Below are 17,694 nucleotides of genomic sequence, written 5' to 3'. Positions count from 1 at the left end.
TCCCCCACCGGAGGCCCCAGTGAACCGCGCACCAGGAACGCCCGGCCGCAGCAGACGCGTCTGGGCATCAGCCGTCGTCTCCGCCCTCGCCCTCACCTTCGCCGGAGCGGGCCAGGCGTCCGCGGCGGACGTCAACAACGCCAGGAACGCCGGCTTCGAGGCGGGCCTGGGCAACTGGACCTGTTCGGCGAACAGCGGCACGACCGTCTCCTCCCCGGTGCACGGCGGCACGGCCGCGCTCAAGGCCACGCCCGCCGGGCAGGACAACGCCCGCTGCTCCCAGACGGTCGCGGTGAAGCCCAACTCCACCTACCGGCTGAGCGGCTGGGTGCAGGGCGGATACACCTACCTGGGCGTCACCGGCACCGGCACGACGGACGTGTCCACCTGGACCCCGGACTCCGGTAGCTGGAAGCAGCTCTCGACCAGCTTCTCCACCGGTTCCTCCACCACCTCGGTGACGGTCTACACCCACGGCTGGTACGGCCAGGCCCCCTACTACGCCGACGACCTCTCGGTGTTCGGCCCCGACGGGGGCGGCGGCGGAGACCCGGAGCCGACGGTCCCGGGCACCCCGGGCGGACTGACCGTCTCCGGTACGACCGCCTCGTCGGTGTCGCTGGCCTGGAACGCGGTGTCGGGGGCGACCGGCTACAGCGTCTACCGCAACGGCACGAAGGTGACGGCCGTGTCGGGCACCTCGGCGACCGTGACCGGGCTCGCGGCCGCCACCTCGTACTCCTTCCAGATCACCGCCACCAACGCGGCGGGCGAGTCGCCGAAGTCGACGGCGGTGTCGGCGCGCACCAGGGAGAGCGGCGGGGACACCGGCGGGGACCTGCCCGAGCACGCGGTGACGGGCTACTGGCAGAACTTCGACAACGGCGCCGCCGTGCAGCGGATCTCCGACGTCCCGTCCGCGTACGACATCATCGCGGTCGCCTTCGCCGACGCCACCGGCACACCGGGCGCCGTCACCTTCAACCTGGACTCGGCGGGCCTGAACGGCTACACCGTCGACCAGTTCAAGGCGGACATCCGGGCCAAGCAGGCGGCCGGGAAGAAGGTCATCATCTCGGTCGGCGGCGAGAAGGGCACCGTCTCGGTGAACGACTCCGCCTCCGCGGCGAACTTCGCGAACTCGGTCTACTCCGTGATGCGGGAGTACGGCTTCGACGGCGTCGACATCGACCTGGAGAACGGTCTCAACCCGACCTACATGACGCAGGCGCTGCGGTCGCTGTCGGCGAAGGCCGGCCCGTCGATGATCCTGACGATGGCACCGCAGACCATCGACATGCAGTCCACGTCCGGCTCGTACTTCCGTACCGCGCTGAACGTGAAGGACATCCTCACGGTCGTCAACATGCAGTACTACAACAGCGGTTCCATGCTGGGCTGTGACGGCAAGGTCTACAGCCAGGGCTCGGTGGACTTCCTGACCGCGCTCGCCTGCATCCAGCTCGAGGGCGGCCTCGACCCGTCCCAGGTCGGCCTGGGCCTGCCCGCCTCGACCAGGGGCGCGGGCAGCGGCTACGTCTCCCCGTCGGTCGTGAACAACGCCCTGGACTGCCTCACCAGGGGCACCGGCTGCGGCACCTTCAAGCCGTCGCGGACCTACCCGTCCCTGCGGGGCGCGATGACCTGGTCCACGAACTGGGACGCCACGGCCGGTAACGCCTGGTCCAGCGCGGTGGGCCCGCACGTCCACGCCCTGCCGTAACCGGTCCGGACCGCCCTCGCCCCCGCCCCACGGCCGCGTGGGGCGGGGGCGATGCGCGCGATGCCCGGCGGCCCGGCCGGAGACCGCAGGTCACGAGCGGGATACGGAAGTAACCGATACGTCTCCGTACGCCTCCCGGCGCGGCCGCTGTGCGAGGATCGGCCCGTGGATGAGCTGAGACCCGACGACCCGTCACGTATCGGCCCCTACCGGCTCCTCGCCCGCCTCGGCGCGGGCGGCATGGGCGAGGTCTATCTGGCCCGTTCGGCCGGTGGCCGCACCCTCGCCGTGAAACTCGTCCGCTCCGAACTCGCGTCGGAGCCCGAGTTCCGCAGGCGCTTCGCCCAGGAGATCGCGTCCGCGCGGCGCGTGGGCGGCGAGTGGACCGCGCCCGTGCTGGACGCGGACACCGACGCCGAGTCGCCGTGGGTCGCCACCGGATACGTCCCCGGCCCTTCGCTGCACGAGGTGATCGCCGAACGGCCGGAGCCGCTGCCCGAGCGGTCGGTGCGCATCCTCGCCAACCGGCTCGCCCGGGCGCTCACCGCCGTCCACGAGGCGGGACTCGTCCACCGCGACCTCAAGCCGGCGAACATCCTGGTGACGATCGACGGGCCGCGCGTCATCGACTTCGGCATCGCCCGCGCGCTGGACGCGGTGACCGCCGACGGCAAGCTGACCCGTACCGGCGCGGTGATCGGCTCGCCCGGCTACATGTCCCCCGAGCAGGTCCGCGGCGAGCCGCTCACCACGGCCAGCGACGTCTTCTCGCTCGGCTCGGTGCTGGCCTTCGCGGCGACCCGGCGCCAGCCGTTCAGCTCGTCGGACAGCGGGATGCACGCGGTGATGTACCGGATCGCGCAGGAGCCGCCGGACCTGACCGGGCTGCCCGAGGGCCTGTCGGAACTCGTACGCGACTGCCTGGCCAAGGACCCCGCCGCCCGGCCGACGCCCGCCGATCTGGTGGAGCGCACGGCCGCCGACGCGGCGAGCGCGGACACCGAGCCGTGGCTGCCGGCCGGCCTGATCGCGGAACTGGGCCGCAGGGCGGCCCGGTTGCTGGACTCGGAGGCACCGGGCACCCGGGCCGTCCCCGCGCCTCCGGCCGCACCGCCGACCGTGCCGCCGATGCCCGTCACCGGGCCGCCCGCGGCCACCCCGCCACCGCCCGGGGCGCCGCCGGTCCCGTCGGCGGCTCCGCCCGCGACGCCGCCCTCCGCTCCGCCCTCGACGCCGCCCGCGGCCCCGCCGCCGACGGGCGCGCCGGCCACTCCGCAGCCCATGCCGGACCCGGTCCCGCCGCCCGCTGCGGACCCGCCCGCCGTGGACCCGAGGCCGGCCGCCATGAGCCCGGCACCGCCCGCCGCGGACCCGGCGCCCGCCCCCACCCCGGCCCCGGCGCCCGCACCGACACCGGTCGCGCCGCCGCTCGGTGTGTTCGGGGACCCCGTTCCGGCGCCGGCCCCCGCGCCCGCCCCGGCGGCCCGCAGGCGGACCCGGCTGGTCGTCGGCTCCGTCGCCCTGGCCGTCGCCCTGCTCGCCGGCGGCATCACGTACGCCGCCATGAACCTGGGCGACGACAAGGACGACGGCAGGAACACCAGCGCCGGGAGGACGGACGGCTCCGGGCAGCCCGCCGACGACGACACCGGAGAACCCGCGGACGACCCCACCCAGGACGAGGAGGACACCTCCTCGGGCCCGGCCCCCTCGGCCTCCATCGAGGGCGCGATCGCCGACGAGTACCTGGGCACCTGGCAGGGCCAGGGCAAGGACTCCGACGGGAACGTGCGATCGCTCCGGCGCATCACGATCACCCAGGGCATAGAGGGCGAGGACGTCGCGACGACGTTCAACTCCTTCGAGGACGTGCTGTGCACCGGCGCCGGGAAACTCGTCTCGTTCGGCAGCCTGATGGTGCTGGAGTCCCGCGCGGTCACCAGCATCCCCGAGTCCGGCTGCACCGACGGCGGCGAGCAGACCCTGCGCCTGGGCGACGACGGCTCGATCACCTGGACCAGCGGCGACGGCGGCGAGACCGCGATCCTCACCAGGACCGAACCGTCCGACACCCCCATCCCGGAACCCTTCCTCGGCACCTGGAAGCGCGAGGGCCCCGACTCCGGCGAGAGCATGTCTCTCGTGCTGGAGCAAGGGGCCTACGGCGAGGTGGTGGCCAAATGGACCGGTGACGGGGCGGCGTACCACTGCGAGTGGGAGAGCGTCGTGGTGGACGCCACCGGCACGGGGGTGCGGCTCGGCCCGCCGGTCGTCACGGTCGCGGAACCGGAGGACCAGTGCGAGGACGGCAACACGGAGACGCTGCGGCTCAAGAGCGCCGACCAGCTGGCCGTGACCGTGCTCGGTGACGACCAGCCTCCGTCGGTCTACCGTCGCGCGGACTAGAAGAACTCCGACCACGGCTGGTCCCAGACCTGCTTCACGCACAGGACCAGGAACAGCAGGCCCGCGATCGCGAGCATGCCGTTGCTCAGCGGGCCGTTGCGCCACTCGCGGGGCGTGCGGGAGGAGTTGAGGAGCCAGAGCAGGGTGAGGGCGAGGAAGGGCATGAAGGCGGCGCCCAGGACGCCGTAGATGATGATCAGGCGGAAGGGCTCGTCCTGGAAGAGCAGGACGACGGGCGGGAAGGTGAGCCAGAGCAGGTAGGCGCGGAAGGCCCAGGAGCGTTCGCGGCGTCCGGAGGCCAGCTCGTCGCCCCGCGCCTCGCGCTCGCCGCGCTGCCGGGCAAGGAAGTCGGCGAACATCAGGCTCACACCGTGCCAGACACCGATCAGGGAGGTGAAGGAGGTGGCGAAGAAGCCGATCAGGAAGAGCTTGCCGGTGGCCGTGCCGTACTCCTCCTCCAGGATGTCGCCGAGCTGGATCAGGCCCTTGTCGCCGCTCGCGATCGCGATGTTCGCCGAGTGCAGCAGCTCGGCGCCGACGAGGAGCATCGCGATGACGAAGACGCCGGTGGTGGCGTAGGCGACCCGGTTGTCCAGGCGCATCACCTTCATCCAGCCGGTGTTCGTCCAGCCCTTGGCGTTGACCCAGTAGCCGTACGCGGCCAGCGTGATGGTGCCGCCGACGCCGCCGATCAGGCCGAGGGTGTTGAGGACCGAGTCCTTCTCGTCCGGGAGGACCGGGAGGAGGCCGGCGAAGGCGTCGCCGAGGTGGGGGGTGACGCGGATCGCCAGGTAGACGGTGACGACGAACATGACGCCCACCAGGACCGTCATGACCTTCTCGAACACGTCGTACTTGTTGAACCAGACGAAGACCAGGCCGACCAGGCCGCAGGCGATGCCCCACCATTCGAGGCCCATCACGTCCGGGAAGAGGGCCTGGAGCGGCAGGGCGCTGGACGACATCGCCGCCGCGCCGTAGACGAAGCCCCAGATCACGGCGTAGACCGCGAAGAACCAGGTCGTCCAGCGGCCGAGGCTCGCCCAGCCGTCGAAGAGGGTGCGGCCGGTGGACAGGTGCCAGCGTCCGCACGCCTCCGCGAGGGAGATCTTCACCAGGCAGCCGAGGATCGCCGCCCACAGCAGGGTGTAGCCGAAGTTGCTGCCCGCGATGAGGGTGGCGACGAGGTCGCCGGCGCCGACACCGGTCGCGGCGACGACGATGCCGGGACCGATGTAACGCCAACTGGACTTACGGGGAGCCGAGTCGGCCCCGTCCGGTACGCCTACGTCTCTGGTGTTGCCCGTGGTGTCCGCCATGGGGGTCAAGAAAGCCCATGGCGGCCGGGGGGACAAGAGGGCGTGCGCGGATCTTCACCCGATGTGCCTAGTCGGCGTCGGTTCCGTCGCCGTCGTCCCCGCTGTCCTCCGCGTCGGCCTTCGCTTCGTCCTTCGCTTCGTCCGGCCGGTCGTCCTTCTCGGACCGCTCCTCGCCGTCCTCGAAGTACGCGTCCAGGACCGCGTCCAGGGCGGTGTCCCATTCCGCGAAGCTGCCGCGGGACGGGGCCTCGACCTCGATCGGGTACCAGCGGCGGTCCGGGGTGTGGACGGTGAGCGTGTAACGCTTGCCGAAACGGGCGGTCTCCGTCTCCACCGCGCCGATCTCGTCCCAGCGGAACTCGCACTCCTGGTCGTCCAGGCGCAGTCGTACGCCCCTGTGGTCGGCGACCACCTTGGCGCGGCGGTCGGACGCCTCGAAGACGGGGCCGTCGGGGGCCGTCGGCTCCTCGGGGGCGGAGTCCTCCTCCGCCTCGGGGGCCGGTTCCGGAGTCGTGTCCTCCTCCGGGGCCGTGTCCTCCGGCTCCTCCGGCTTCGCCTTCGCGTCCTCCTCCCGGCCGGACACGGGCGAGGTGAGCCCGGGGATGAATGCCGGGTCGAATCCGGCGCCTTCCAGGGGCTGGCTGCTCGATCCTATGCGCTGCTCCACACCGCAGGAGTATGGTCGACGAACCTGTGACGGACACAGCCAGCCCCCAACTTCGTTATCAGACGCCTACATGGGCACCACGGCTCACACGACGAGACTGAGCGCGGCGGCGACCACGAACCCGGCCACGGAGAGCACGCTCTCCAGCACCGTCCACGTCTTGAGCGTGTCCCGCTCGCTGATGCCGAAGTACTTGGCGACCATCCAGAAGCCGCCGTCGTTGACGTGCGAGGCGAAGATCGAGCCCGCCGAGATGGCCATGATGACCAGCGCGACGAACGCCTGTGAGTGGTCGCCCTCGGCCAGCAGCGGGGCCACGATGCCCGCCGTCGTCACGATCGCCACCGTCGCCGAACCCTGCGCGACCCGCAGCACCACGGAGATCAGGTAGGAGAGGACGATCACCGGGAGGCCGACGTCGTTGAAGGTGTCCGAGAGCGCCTGGGCGACCCCGCTGGCCTTGAGGACGGCGCCGAAGACCCCGCCCGCGCCGACCACCAGCAGGATGTTGCCGACCGGCTTGAGGGAGGACGTGGAGACGGTCTCCAGGGACTTGCGGGACCATCCGCGCCGGATGCCCAGCAGGTAGTACGCGAGGAACAGGGCGAGGGTGAGGGCCACGAAGGGGTGGCCGAAGAACTCGATGACCGAGCGGAGGGTGGAGGGGTCCAGCGCGATCGAGGAGAAGGTCGCCGCGAGGATCAGGACCAGCGGCGTACCGATGATGCCGAGGACCGTGCCGAGCGGCACCGGCGCCTCCCGCGGTGTGACACCGGAGGCGCGCTGCTCGGCGGCGACGGCGTCCTTGGCCTCCTGGGCGGCCTCGACCATGTCCTGCGGTACGGCGACGAAGACGCGCTTGCCGATCCAGGCGGAGTAGACCCAGGCGGCGGCGACGGCCGGCAGACCGCAGACGACGCCCATGAGGATGACCCAGCCGAGGTCGACGTGGAGCAGTCCGGCGGCGGCCACCGGGCCCGGGTGCGGGGGCAGGAAGGCGTGGGTGACGGAGAGGCCGGCGAGGAGGGGGAGGCAGTAGAGCAGGATCGACTTGCCGGAGCGCTTGGCGGCGGCGTACACGATCGGCGCGAGGACGAAGATGCCGACGTCGAAGAAGACCGGGATGCCGAAGATCAGACCGGTGAGGCCCATCGCGAGCGGGGCCCGCTTCTCGCCGAACAGGCCGAGCAGCCGTCCCGCCAGCACCTCGGCGCCGCCGCTGACCTCGAGGATCGCGCCGAGCATGGTGCCCAGGCCGATGATGATCGCGACATGGCCGAGGATGCCGCCCATCCCGGACTCGATGGTGGACACCGCGTCCGACCGCTGGACCGTGCCGAAGAGTTCGGTGACCGACAGACCCGCCAGCAGGCCGACGGCTATGGAGACGGCGAGCAGCGCGACGAACGGCTGGAGCCGGACCTTGATGATCAGGAAGAGGAGCAGCGCGATGCCGATGGCGGCGACGGTCAGCAGACCCGCCGTGCCGTCGAGGAGGACGAGCAGTCCTCCGGTGTGCGGTGGTGCCTCGGCCGGTGCGGAGGCGGCGAGCGGGAGGAGCGGATGGGACATGCGGGGGTCCTCTGGGTAAGGGCATGGGGCTTTCGGGCAGGGGGGATCGCGGCACGGCGTCCCAGGGGTGCGGGACGCCGTGCCGTGACGTCGTACGGCGGTGCGGTGGGGGGCGGCGCGGGTCAGCCGAGGACGGCGAGCGCGTCGATCTCGATGAGGAGGCCGGCGGGCAGACCGACGTAGACGGTCGTGCGGGCGGCGGGCGGCTGGGTGAGGCCCTGCTCCTCGAAGTAGGCGTTGTAGATCTCGTTCATCTCCGCGAAGTGGTCCACGTCGGTGAGGTAGACGCGGATCATCATCACGTCGTCCCAGCTCGCGCCGCCCTCTTCGAGGATCGCCTTGACGTTGGCGAAGGTCTGGAGGGTCTGCTCGCGCAGGGTGGGGCCGGCGGGGGTGGGGGCCTTGCCCTCCTCGTGCGGGAGGAAGCCGACCTGGCCGGCGACCTGGAGGATGTTGCCCTTGCGGACGCCGTGGGAGAACTTCGCGGGCGGGGTGGTGTGGGTGGCGGGGGTGAGCGCGGTCTTCTCGGTCATGCGGGGGTGTCCTTCACTGGGGTTCTGCCGGAGTACTCGCCGCTGATCGCGTCCGCCGTACGGCGCACCAGCGGGAGCAGGGTGAGGAGTTCGTCGGCGGTGACGACGACGTTCGGCGCGGAGACCGACATCGCGGCGACCACCCGGCCGTCGGCGCCGCGGATCGGCGCGGCGACGCAGTTGATGGACTCCTCGTGGCCGCCGAGGTCGGTGGCCCAGCCCTGTTCGCGCACCTTGGCCAGTTCCTGGAGGAACGCGGCGGCGTGGGGTGTCGAACGGGGCGTGTACATGGGGTAGTCGAGCTTCTCCGCGAGGGGGCGGCGCTCGTGTTCGGGCAGGTCGGCGAGGAGGAGTTTGGCGACGGCCGCGACGGTGATGGCGACGGGTTTGCCGATCCGCGAGTACATGCGGACCGGGTAGCGGCTCTCGACCTTGTCGATGTAGAGGACCTCGTTCTCCTCGTAGACGGCGAGGTGGACGGTGTGTCCGCAGGTCTCGTTGAGGCGTACGAGGTGGGCGTGGGCGATCTCGCGGACGTCGAGGTTCTCCATCGCCTCCTGGGCGAGGGCGAAGAGGCGGGCGCCGAGGCGGTAGCGCTGGTCGGACTGGCGGTAGACCAGGCCGTGCTCGTGGAGGGTGCGCAGGAGGCGGAGGGCGGTGGACTTGTGCACGCCGAGCCGGTCGGCGACCTGGCCGAGGTCGGCGGGGCCCTCCGCGAGCAGGGGGAGGATGCTCAGGGCGCGGTCTACGGTCTGGCTCATGGGGTGCGTGCCTCCTCTTCGGCCTTTTCGTCGGCCTGTGTCCAGCCGGGGCCGAGTCGCAGTCTCCCCCACGCGGTGTCGTCGAGGGCGACGAGGCGCTCCGCGAGGGCGCGGGGTGGGGGCGGGGCAAGGTCGCCGGGGGTGGTGAGGGTGGCGGCGGCGGTGAGGTGGCCGTGGCGGAGGCGGGCGCGGAGGGGGAGGTCGCGGAGGGTCGCGGAGAGGAAGCCGGCGGCGAAGGCGTCGCCGGCGCCGGTGGGTGCGACTACGTCGACTTTGAGGGCGGGCTCACAGGTGCCCTGTGCTGCGGCTGGGCGGGGGGTGGTCGCGCTGCCCGGCGCTGACGAGGTGCCGTCGCGCCCACCCTCCCCCACTCTCGGCTTCTCCCCCACTCTCGGCTTCGCTCGAGCGGGGGGACCCCCATGAGCGGGGGGACCCCCATCGCCCCAGCGGCACGACTGCCCGCGGCCGGCGGCAGTACTGCCCGCGGGAGTGGAGAAGGCGACTGCTGCGTGGGCGCCCTGTTTGACGACCAGGATTTCCGGTTCCGGCAAGGCCTCGCGGATCTTGGACGGGCCGCCTGTGATGCCCCAGGCCTCCTCCGCCTCGTCCTCTCCCACGAAGACGATGTCCGCACCGCGGGCCAGGTCCAGGAGGACCTCGGGGCCGTGGGCGTCGCGCCACAGGCCCGGGCGGTGGTTGACGTCGAAGGAGATCAGGGGGCGGCCGGGGCGACGGGCGGTGAGTTCGCGCATCAGGGTCAGGCAGTCGGCCGACAGTGCCGCCGTGATGCCGGACAGATGCAGGACGCGGCCCGCGCGTACCGCCTCCAGGTCGAGGTTCGCGGCCGTCATCGCGGAGGCCGCCGAGCCCGCCCGGTAGTAGGCGACCTCGTGGGCGTCGGTGGAGCGGTCACCGGCCGTGCGGAAGTAGATGCCGGTCGGGCGGTCCGGGTCGCGGCGGACGTGGGACACGTCGACGCCGTAGCCGCCGATCGCCTCGACGAGGTGGTCGCCGAAGGCGTCGGCGCCGACCCTGCTGACCCAGCGGGTCGCGTGGCCCGCCGCCGCGAGCACGCACGCCACGTTCGACTCCGCGCCGCCGATGCCCCGGTCGAAGGACGGCACGTCGGCGAGGCGGCCCGGCCGGGTGGGCAGGAACGTCACCATGGACTCGCCGAGTGCGACAACGTCCACGGCGTGACTCCTTCTCTTCTGCGGGTGGGGCGGTCTCCGTTGACCGCACGTGGCCGAGATGTTAGACAGCGTTAAGCGATATACGCAATGGGTGTTGCAAGTACTGCAACATGCATGATCAGGGAGGTTCCGATGGTCCTCGACGCTCTCGCCCGCCTCACCGAGGAACGGGTCGGCCACCGCTTCAAGGGCCTCCCGCCGGACGCCGAGGGGCTGACCGTCGGCGAGCTGGCCGCGCAGCGCCGCAACCTCTTCACCGACGGCTTCACCACCCCCGTGCTCGCGCTCTCCGCCGAGCGCCTGGAGCACAACCTGAGGCTGATGGAGACGTACGCGGCCCGGCACGGGCTCGCCTTCGCGCCGCACGGCAAGACGTCCATGGCTCCGCAGCTCTTCCAGCGGCAGATCGAGCACGGGGCGTGGGGCATCACGCTGGCCGTTCCGCACCAGGTGCGGGTGGCGCGGGCGTTCGGGGTCCGGCGGGTCTTCCTCGCCAACGAGCTGGTGGACGCGGCGGCCCTGAAGTGGATCGCACGCGAGCTGGACGCCGACCCCGGTTTCCGGTTCGTCTGCTATGTCGACTCCGTGCGCGGGGTCGAGCTGATGGACGCGGCCCTGAGTGAGGCGGGAGCCTCCCGCCCGGTGGACGTCGTCGTCGAGCTCGGCGCCGGTGAGGGGGCCCGCACCGGTGTGCGGACGGAGGACGGGTGCGCCGCCGTCGCCGATGCCGTGGCAGGCGCGCGCCGGCTGCGGCTGGCCGGGGTCGCCGGGTACGAGGGCGAGGTGCCGCAGGCCGATCCGGGTCGGGTGCGGGCCTGGCTGCGGCGGCTGGTGGCGCTCGCCGTGGACTTCGACAAGGCCGGGCGGTTCGCGGGGCTCGACGAGATTATGGTGAGCGCGGGCGGCAGCGCCTGGTTCGACGCGGTGGCCGACGTCTTCGCCGGGCTCCCGGAGCTGTCCGCGCCCGTGCTGAAGCTGCTGCGCTCGGGGGCGTACGTCTCGCACGACGACGGCCACTACCGCGAGCTGACCCCCTTCAACCGGGTCCCGGAGGAGGGTGCGCTGGAGCCGGCGTTCCGGCTGTGGACGCAGGTGGTGTCGCGGCCGTCCGACGGGCAGGCGTTCGCCAACGCGGGCAAGCGGGACGCGGCCTACGACCTCGATCTGCCGTTCGCCCAGGTGGTGCGCCGGGACGGGAGCGAGCGCCCGGCCACCGGGATCTCGGTGACCGGGCTGTCCGACCAGCACGCGTGGCTGCGCACCACCGGGGAGGCCGATCTGGAGGTCGGGGACTGGGTGGGGCTCGGGCTGTCCCACCCGTGCACGTCCTTCGACAAGTGGGGGCTCATCCCCGTGGCGGAGGCGGACGGCACGGTGGTCGACTACATCCGTACGTTCTTCTAGGAGGCCGGCATGGAAGAGCTCGTCATCCGGGACGCGGACGTCGTCGACGGCTCCGGCGACTATGCGTACCGCGCGGACGTGGTCGTGGACGGTGGTCGCATCGTCTCGATCGTGAAGGAGGCGGCGGACGCGGGCTGTCAGCGCCCGAAGGCCCGCCGTGAGCTGGACGCCGAGGGGCTGGTGCTGGCGCCCGGTTTCATCGACATGCACGCCCACAGCGATCTGGCGCTGCTGCGCGACCCCGACCACAGCGCCAAGGCCGCGCAGGGCGTCACCCTCGAGGTCCTGGGCCAGGACGGGCTGTCGTACGCGCCGGTCGACGACCGCACGCTCGGTGAGGTACGCCGGGCGATCGCGGGGTGGAACGGCCCGGGCGACGACATCGACTTCGACTGGCGGTCGGTCGGCGAGTACCTGGACCGGCTCGACCGGGGCATCGCGGTCAACGCCGCGTACCTGATCCCGCAGGGCACGGTCCGGGCGCTCGCCGTCGGCTGGGAGGACCGGGAGGCGACGCCCGAGGAGCTGGACCGGATGCGGCGGCTGGTCGCGGAGGGCATGGAGCAGGGCGCGGTCGGCATGTCGTCGGGGCTGACGTACACGCCGGGCATGTACGCCAAGGACGCCGAACTGACCGAGCTGTGCCGGGTGGTGGCGTCGTACGGCGGCTACTACTGCCCGCACCACCGCTCCTACGGCGCCGGGGCGCTGGAGGCGTACGAGGAGATGGTGGCGCTGACGCGGGAGGCGGGCTGCCCGCTGCACCTGGCGCACGCCACGATGAACTTCGGCGTGAACAAGGGCCGGGCGCACGAACTGCTGGCCCTCCTCGACGACGCGCTCGACGCCGGCGCCGACATCAGCCTCGACACCTACCCCTACACCCCGGGCTGCACCACCCTGGTGGCGCTGCTGCCGAGCTGGGCGAGCGAGGGCGGGCCCGAGGAGATCCTGCGGCGGCTCGCGGACGACGACACGGCCGAGCGGATCCGGCACCACCTGGAGGTCACCGGCTCGGACGGCTGCCACGGCGTGCCGGTGGAGTGGGAGACCATCGAGATCTCGGGTGTCGGTGACCCGGCGCTGGGTGAGTACGTGGGCCGTACGGTCCTGGAGTCGGCGCGGGTGCGCGGCGAGTCGCCCTGGGTGGTGGCGCGGGAGCTGCTGCTGAAGGACAGGCTCGCCCCGACGATCCTCCAGCACGTCGGTCACGAGGAGAACGTACGGGCGATCATGCGGCACCGGGTGCACACCGGCGGCTCGGACGGCATCCTCCAGGGCGCGAAGCCGCATCCGCGCGCGTACGGCACGTTCCCGCACTACCTCGGGCACTATGTGCGGGAGTTGGGGGTGCTGTCGCTGGAGGAGTGCGTGGCGCATCTGACGTCGCGTCCGGCGGCGCGGCTGCGGCTGGCGGACCGGGGGCTGGTCCGCGAGGGCTACAAGGCGGACCTGGTGCTGTTCGACCCGAGGACGGTGGCCGCGGGGTCGACCTTCGACGAGCCCCGGACGCTGCCGACGGGCATCCCGCATGTGCTGGTCGACGGGCGGTTCGTGATCGAGGACGGGCGGCGCACGGACGTGCTGGCGGGGCGGGCGGTCCGCGGGACTCCCCGCTGACCGCCCGCCCTCACCGGCCTTCTACGGCTTGGGGACCGCGCAGCCGCTCGCGTTCAGGTCGAGCGTGTTGTCGACGCCGAAGCAGGCGGGGAAGAGGTAGGTCTGCTGGGCGTAGTTGATGCCCTGGCGGACCGTGACCTGCCCGTTCTCGTCGACCTCGCACGGGTTGTTCACCGTGCAGCGCTCGCCGTCCTCGTTGCCGGTGTTGTTGACGGCGACCACCTGGCCGGTGGCGCCGTCGACGACCGGTGAACCGGAGGTGCCGCCGATGGTGTCGCAGGCGGAGGTGTAACGGACCGAGTCCTTCCAGGTCCAGTTCCCCTCCTTCATGCGGTACGCGAACCCGTCGACGGAGCAGTTGTAGACGCGTTTCCAGTACCCGGACACCACGCTGATGGACGTACCGGCCGCCGGGCGGGTGCCGCTCAGGGGCAGCGCGTCGATGCCGTACGCGCTCCTGATCCGCGCGTATGTCGTGTTCAGCCGGTAGATCGCGGCGTCCGTGTCGGTCATGGTCGCGTAGACGAGCCGGTCGGCGCGCAGGGTGGCGACCTTGGAGCCGGAGGAGTTCAGCAGTCCGAAGGTGCGGCTGGACGCCCGGTCGACGAGGACCTGTCCGGGGGCGGGGAAGCCGCTCTCCAGGCAGTGGCCGTTGGTGAGCACGAGCGCCGGGTCGTCGTCCGCCGAGCCGGGCATGCGGACGACGGAGCCGGAGCAGTTGCTGAGCGAGACCGTGCCGGCGAAGCTCACCGCGCCCTCCCGGGGCGCGGTGAGTCCGGACAGGGTGTCCGCCGCGGTCCCGACCACGCCGTTGACGACATCCGTCAGCGTGGTCGGGGCCGCGTCCGTGGTCGTGTCCGCGCCCGTGGGGGAAGGCGCGGCGGCGACCGCGGGGGTCACGCCCGCCCCGGCGAAGGCCAGGGCGCAGAGCGCGACGACGAGAGGTTTTCTCATGGGGGTCCCCTCTTGCGGCGTCGGGCGGCCGGAGAGCTCCAGGCCGCCCACGTAGTTGTCATGCGCATTGTCAACACGGGGGCGACGAGGAGGCAAGGCTTGGTTTCCGACCGGTGCCCGGGCGCGGCAAGGGCCCCAGGATGGCCCGGAAGTGGGGAGAAAGCGGGGGTCACGGAGGGGAGGGCCGGTGCGGGGGTGATGGAGGCATGTGCCTCGCGGACATAACCACCCGAAACGACGCGTCTCACGTGGCGGAAAACACGGCCCGAAGGGCCATACCGGGCCGTAAGCTCCCAGCATGCAGGTGATCCAGTCGACCAAGCTCTCCAACGTCTGTTACGAGATCCGGGGCCCGGTGCTCGAGGAGGCGATGCGGCTGGAAGCGGCCGGTCACCGCATCCTCAAGCTGAACACCGGCAACCCGGCGGCGTTCGGATTCGAGTGCCCGCCCGAGATCCTGGAGGACATCCTCCGCAACGTGTCGACGGCACACGGCTACGGCGACGCGAAGGGCCTGCTGGCCGCGCGCCGGGCGGTGGTCATGCACAACCAGACCCTCGGCATCGAGACCGACGTCGAACACGTCTTCATCGGCAACGGCGTCTCCGAGCTGATCGTGATGGCGATGCAGGGCCTGCTGGACGACGGCGACGAGGTGCTCGTCCCCGCGCCCGACTACCCGCTGTGGACGGCGGCCGTCTCCCTCTCCGGCGGCACGGCGGTGCACTACCGCTGCGACGAGCAGTCCGACTGGATGCCGGACCTCGCCGACGTGGAGCGCAAGGTCACCGACCGCACCAAGGCGATCGTGATCATCAACCCGAACAACCCGACCGGCGCGGTCTACGACGAGGCGGTCATCAAGGGCCTGACGGACATCGCCCGCCGCCACAACCTGCTGGTCTGCTCGGACGAGATCTACGACAAGATCCTCTACGACGACGCGCGGCACATCCCGACCGCCTCCGTCGCCCCCGACCTGCTCACCCTCACCTTCAACGGCATGTCGAAGGCGTACCGGGTGGCCGGCTACCGGGTGGGCTGGATGTCGATCTCGGGTCCGCGCGCCCACGCCGACTCCTACATCGAGGGCCTGACGATCCTGGCGAACATGCGCCTGTGTGCAAACATGCCGGGCCAGCACGGGGTGGTCGCGGCGCTCAGCGGACGCCAGACGATCAACGACCTGGTGCTGCCCGGCGGACGGCTGCGCGAGCAGCGGGATGTGGCGTACGAGCTGCTGACCCAGATCCCGGGCGTGAGCTGCGTGAAGCCGAAGGGGGCGCTGTACCTGTTCCCCCGCCTCGACCCCGACGTCTTCAAGATCAAGGACGACCGGCGGATGGTCCTGGACCTGCTGCGCCGCGAGAAGATCATGGTCGTCCAGGGCACCGGCTTCAACTGGCCGGAGCCGGACCACTTCCGGGTGGTGACCCTGCCGTCGGTGACCGACCTGCGGGACGCGGTCGGGCGGATCGCCCGCTTCCTGGACGGTTACGGCCAGTCCTGAGCCCCGCGTGCGGGCTGAGCCCCCGTACACGGGCGGCCTCCTCGCGGACGACCTTTTACGAACGACTCAACTTTAGACTGAATCCAAGGTAGGATGGTTTCCTGTTGCACCACAGGAGGCCATCCATGTACGAACCGATCCGCGCCAAGTCGGTCCACAGCACGATGGCCGGCACTCCCCACGACTTCCCCCACCGCTCCCGTGAGGAAGAGCTGGACATCCAGCTCGCGGGGCACCTCGCCGCGCTGCTCGCCGTCACCGACGAGCTGCGCGTGGCGGCACCCTCGGCCGATCTGGACACCGCGGCCGAGCGGCTCGCCGGGGAGGTCGCCCGCCTGCGGGGAGGACGTACGCCGGCCCGCGCGCCGGCGGCCACGACGGGCCGCGCGCCGGACGCGGCGGCCCTGCACCGGCGGGCGCACGCGCTCGCCGGACGCGCCCTGGTCGTCGCCGCCTCCCGCGCCGACACGGCGGCGGCGATCCTCGCCGCCGAGCGGATGGACGCGCACACCGCGGCCCTGCAGCCGCGCACCCTCGCGTCCTCCCACTGAGCCCCCACACGGGCTCCCCCCGACGGCCCCGGTCCGCGCGCACCCGCAGAGACGCGCGGACCGGGCGCCACACTTCCTCCCGGCCGGGCGGCCGGCGAGCGGGACTAGACGGCCGGGACACCGCCGGTCAGCGGGGAGTCGTCGATGCGGGGCAGCCGCGTGAGCCGCTCCCGGCGGGCCTCCGGGCTCGCCGCCCCGGCCTCGGCCGGACAGAGCGCGCCGACGACGTACGCGCCGAGGGCGTTGTCGATCGGGTGCACCCGCGGTACGCCGTTCTCGTCGAGCTCCTGGTACTTCATCAGGTTCTGCGCGACGGCCATCTGACGCTTGCCGTCCCGGCTGGACAGCGCGATCGTGCCGGCCCCGAACACCGCGCCGTCATGGCCCCAGAAGCGTCCGCAGGGCAGGTCCAGGGCGTAGATGCCGAGACCGTAGTCCATACCGGAGACGGGGACCGTGCGCGTCATCTCGTCGAGGAACGCCGCGCCGACCAGCTTCCCGCCGAGCAGGGCGCGGTAGAAGCGGTTGAGGTCGTCGGTGGTGGAGACGACCGATCCCGCCGTGTACGCCCACGACATGTCGTAGACGCTGTAGTCGCGGGGCGGGTCGATCAGACCGTAGAACGACTCGTACATCCGCGGGTGCGGGCCCTTGATGTACGGGGTGCGCGGCAGGTACGTGTGGCGCAGCCCGGCCCGGTCGATGACGTGGCGGGTGAGGTACGTGGAGGCCTTCTGGCCGGTGACCTTCTCCAGAAGGAGCCCGGCGACGACGTAGTTGGTGTTGGAGTACGTGCCCGGCACCGAGCCGGGGGTTCCGGTCGCGGGGGCCGCGAGGCCCAGCCGGACCAGTTCCCGCGGGCGGACGGAGCGGAAGCGCTCCTCGTCGAGGCTGGCCGTCGAGCCCTGGGTGAGGGAGGGGAAGGCGCCCGCGATGTAGTCGCCGATCCCGCTGGTGTGGTTGAGGAGCATGCGTACGGTGATCTGCCGTCCGCGCTCCCCGGGTATCAGGTCCGGCAGGTAGTCGGAGACAGGCGCGTCGAGCCGGATCCGGCCGCGTTCCGCCTGCTGGAGCAGGCCCACGGCGGTGAAGGTCTTGCTGATGCTGCCCACCCGCTGCCGCATGCCCGGTGTGACCGGGCGGCCGGTGTCCACGTCCGCGACCCCCGCCGCCCCGGTCCACCGCTCGTCACCGTCCCGGACGGACGAGAAGACGCCGTACATGCCCGCCTCGTGGACGGCGTCCAGCGCGTCGCGCAGCGCGGTTCCGTCCAGGGACGTGGAGCCTTTGGAGGCGGCGACGGCCGGTTGGGTGAGGACGGCGGTGGTCGTCAGCAACGTGGTGCCCAGGATGGCTCCGAGGAGTCGGGCAATGCGCAACTTCCTGTCCTTTCAATCGCCTTCGGGACTGACGGATGATCGATCCAGATCATCCTCAGGGGAAACGGATGGCCCTCACATCCATCCGGGGAACGATCGAAA

14 protein-coding genes are annotated in these 17,694 nt (G+C 71.8%); 6 read left to right on the top strand and 8 right to left on the bottom strand.

Going from position 1 to position 17,694, the window contains the following annotated elements:
- The first annotated feature begins 19 nt into the window (after positions 1-19).
- Both IH50_RS0110850 and IH50_RS0110845 read left to right on the top strand, forming a co-directional pair.
- Complete coding sequence (locus tag IH50_RS0110850; protein ID WP_030859874.1) at positions 20-1,723, top strand: chitinase; 1,704 nt, start codon at positions 20-22, stop codon at positions 1,721-1,723.
- Positions 1,724-1,888: 165 nt separating this feature from the next.
- Positions 1,889-4,129 carry a serine/threonine-protein kinase gene (locus IH50_RS0110845; protein WP_030859872.1) on the top strand — a complete coding sequence of 747 codons (2,241 nt, stop codon included), beginning with the start codon at positions 1,889-1,891 and terminating at the stop codon, positions 4,127-4,129.
- On the opposite strand, the gene IH50_RS0110840 is transcribed toward IH50_RS0110845, so the two are convergent.
- From IH50_RS0110840 to IH50_RS0110815, 6 genes are all read right to left on the bottom strand, one after another.
- A complete protein-coding gene (locus tag IH50_RS0110840; protein ID WP_030859870.1) occupies positions 4,126-5,448 on the bottom strand; it encodes an Nramp family divalent metal transporter in 1,323 nt (440 codons plus the stop codon). The genes IH50_RS0110845 and IH50_RS0110840 overlap by 4 nt on opposite strands.
- Positions 5,449-5,515: 67 nt before the next feature.
- A complete protein-coding gene (locus tag IH50_RS0110835; RefSeq protein ID WP_030859868.1) occupies positions 5,516-6,115 on the bottom strand; it encodes a hypothetical protein in 600 nt (199 codons plus the stop codon).
- Between the two features lie 84 nt (positions 6,116-6,199).
- Positions 6,200-7,687: a GntP family permease gene (locus tag IH50_RS0110830; protein WP_030859866.1), complete on the bottom strand. Its 1,488-nt coding sequence runs from the start codon at positions 7,685-7,687 to the stop codon at positions 6,200-6,202.
- Positions 7,688-7,809: 122 nt separating this feature from the next.
- A complete protein-coding gene (locus IH50_RS0110825; RefSeq protein ID WP_030859864.1) occupies positions 7,810-8,220 on the bottom strand; it encodes a RidA family protein in 411 nt (136 codons plus the stop codon).
- A complete protein-coding gene (locus IH50_RS0110820; protein ID WP_030859862.1) occupies positions 8,217-8,981 on the bottom strand; it encodes an IclR family transcriptional regulator in 765 nt (254 codons plus the stop codon). Before IH50_RS0110820 ends, IH50_RS0110825 begins: the two co-directional genes overlap by 4 nt.
- Complete coding sequence (locus tag IH50_RS0110815) at positions 8,978-10,147, bottom strand: sugar kinase (RefSeq protein ID WP_234328134.1); 1,170 nt, start codon at positions 10,145-10,147, stop codon at positions 8,978-8,980. Before IH50_RS0110815 ends, IH50_RS0110820 begins: the two co-directional genes overlap by 4 nt.
- A 159-nt stretch (positions 10,148-10,306) precedes the next feature.
- Here IH50_RS0110815 and IH50_RS0110810 point away from each other — a divergent pair, with 159 nt between their 5' ends.
- Positions 10,307-11,578: an amino acid deaminase gene (locus IH50_RS0110810; RefSeq protein WP_030859858.1), complete on the top strand. Its 1,272-nt coding sequence runs from the start codon at positions 10,307-10,309 to the stop codon at positions 11,576-11,578.
- A 9-nt stretch (positions 11,579-11,587) separates the two neighbouring features.
- Entirely contained in the window at positions 11,588-13,198 is a 1,611-nt protein-coding gene (locus tag IH50_RS0110805; protein WP_030859856.1) for an N-acyl-D-amino-acid deacylase family protein, read from the top strand.
- A gap of 21 nt (positions 13,199-13,219) precedes the next feature.
- On the opposite strand, the gene IH50_RS0110800 is transcribed toward IH50_RS0110805, so the two are convergent.
- On the bottom strand, positions 13,220-14,152 hold the full coding sequence (locus IH50_RS0110800) for a trypsin-like serine peptidase (RefSeq protein WP_030859855.1): 933 nt from the start codon (positions 14,150-14,152) through the stop codon (positions 13,220-13,222).
- Positions 14,153-14,450: 298 nt separating this feature from the next.
- Between IH50_RS0110800 and IH50_RS0110795 the strand changes: the two genes are divergently transcribed.
- Together IH50_RS0110795 and IH50_RS0110790 are read left to right on the top strand one after the other, a co-directional pair.
- Positions 14,451-15,662 carry a pyridoxal phosphate-dependent aminotransferase gene (locus tag IH50_RS0110795; RefSeq protein ID WP_030859853.1) on the top strand — a complete coding sequence of 404 codons (1,212 nt, stop codon included), beginning with the start codon at positions 14,451-14,453 and terminating at the stop codon, positions 15,660-15,662.
- Positions 15,663-15,787: 125 nt separating this feature from the next.
- Positions 15,788-16,213: a hypothetical protein gene (locus tag IH50_RS0110790; RefSeq protein ID WP_030859851.1), complete on the top strand. Its 426-nt coding sequence runs from the start codon at positions 15,788-15,790 to the stop codon at positions 16,211-16,213.
- A gap of 104 nt (positions 16,214-16,317) precedes the next feature.
- On the opposite strand, the gene IH50_RS0110785 is transcribed toward IH50_RS0110790, so the two are convergent.
- Positions 16,318-17,592: a serine hydrolase domain-containing protein gene (locus IH50_RS0110785; RefSeq protein WP_030859850.1), complete on the bottom strand. Its 1,275-nt coding sequence runs from the start codon at positions 17,590-17,592 to the stop codon at positions 16,318-16,320.
- Positions 17,593-17,694: the final 102 nt, after the last annotated feature.

This window comes from Streptomyces sp. NRRL S-37 (genome assembly GCF_000721605.1).
Classification (GTDB): domain Bacteria; phylum Actinomycetota; class Actinomycetes; order Streptomycetales; family Streptomycetaceae; genus Streptomyces.
Note: the sequence above shows the minus strand (reverse complement) of the source record. Positions and strands in the feature narration are given on the sequence as shown.

Excerpts from the sequence above, each read along its gene's own strand:
- IH50_RS0110840 (WP_030859870.1), bottom strand. The coding sequence starts at position 5,448 with ATGGCGGACACCACGGGCAACACCAGAGACGTAGGCGTACCGGACGGG.
- IH50_RS0110830 (WP_030859866.1), bottom strand. The coding sequence starts at position 7,687 with ATGTCCCATCCGCTCCTCCCGCTCGCCGCCTCCGCACCGGCCGAGGCA.
- IH50_RS0110825 (WP_030859864.1), bottom strand. The coding sequence starts at position 8,220 with ATGACCGAGAAGACCGCGCTCACCCCCGCCACCCACACCACCCCGCCC.
- IH50_RS0110820 (WP_030859862.1), bottom strand. The coding sequence starts at position 8,981 with ATGAGCCAGACCGTAGACCGCGCCCTGAGCATCCTCCCCCTGCTCGCG.
- IH50_RS0110815 (WP_234328134.1), bottom strand. The coding sequence starts at position 10,147 with ATGGTGACGTTCCTGCCCACCCGGCCGGGCCGCCTCGCCGACGTGCCG.
- IH50_RS0110810 (WP_030859858.1), top strand. The coding sequence starts at position 10,307 with ATGGTCCTCGACGCTCTCGCCCGCCTCACCGAGGAACGGGTCGGCCAC.
- IH50_RS0110805 (WP_030859856.1), top strand. The coding sequence starts at position 11,588 with ATGGAAGAGCTCGTCATCCGGGACGCGGACGTCGTCGACGGCTCCGGC.
- IH50_RS0110800 (WP_030859855.1), bottom strand. The coding sequence starts at position 14,152 with ATGAGAAAACCTCTCGTCGTCGCGCTCTGCGCCCTGGCCTTCGCCGGG.
- IH50_RS0110795 (WP_030859853.1), top strand. The coding sequence starts at position 14,451 with ATGCAGGTGATCCAGTCGACCAAGCTCTCCAACGTCTGTTACGAGATC.
- IH50_RS0110790 (WP_030859851.1), top strand. The coding sequence starts at position 15,788 with ATGTACGAACCGATCCGCGCCAAGTCGGTCCACAGCACGATGGCCGGC.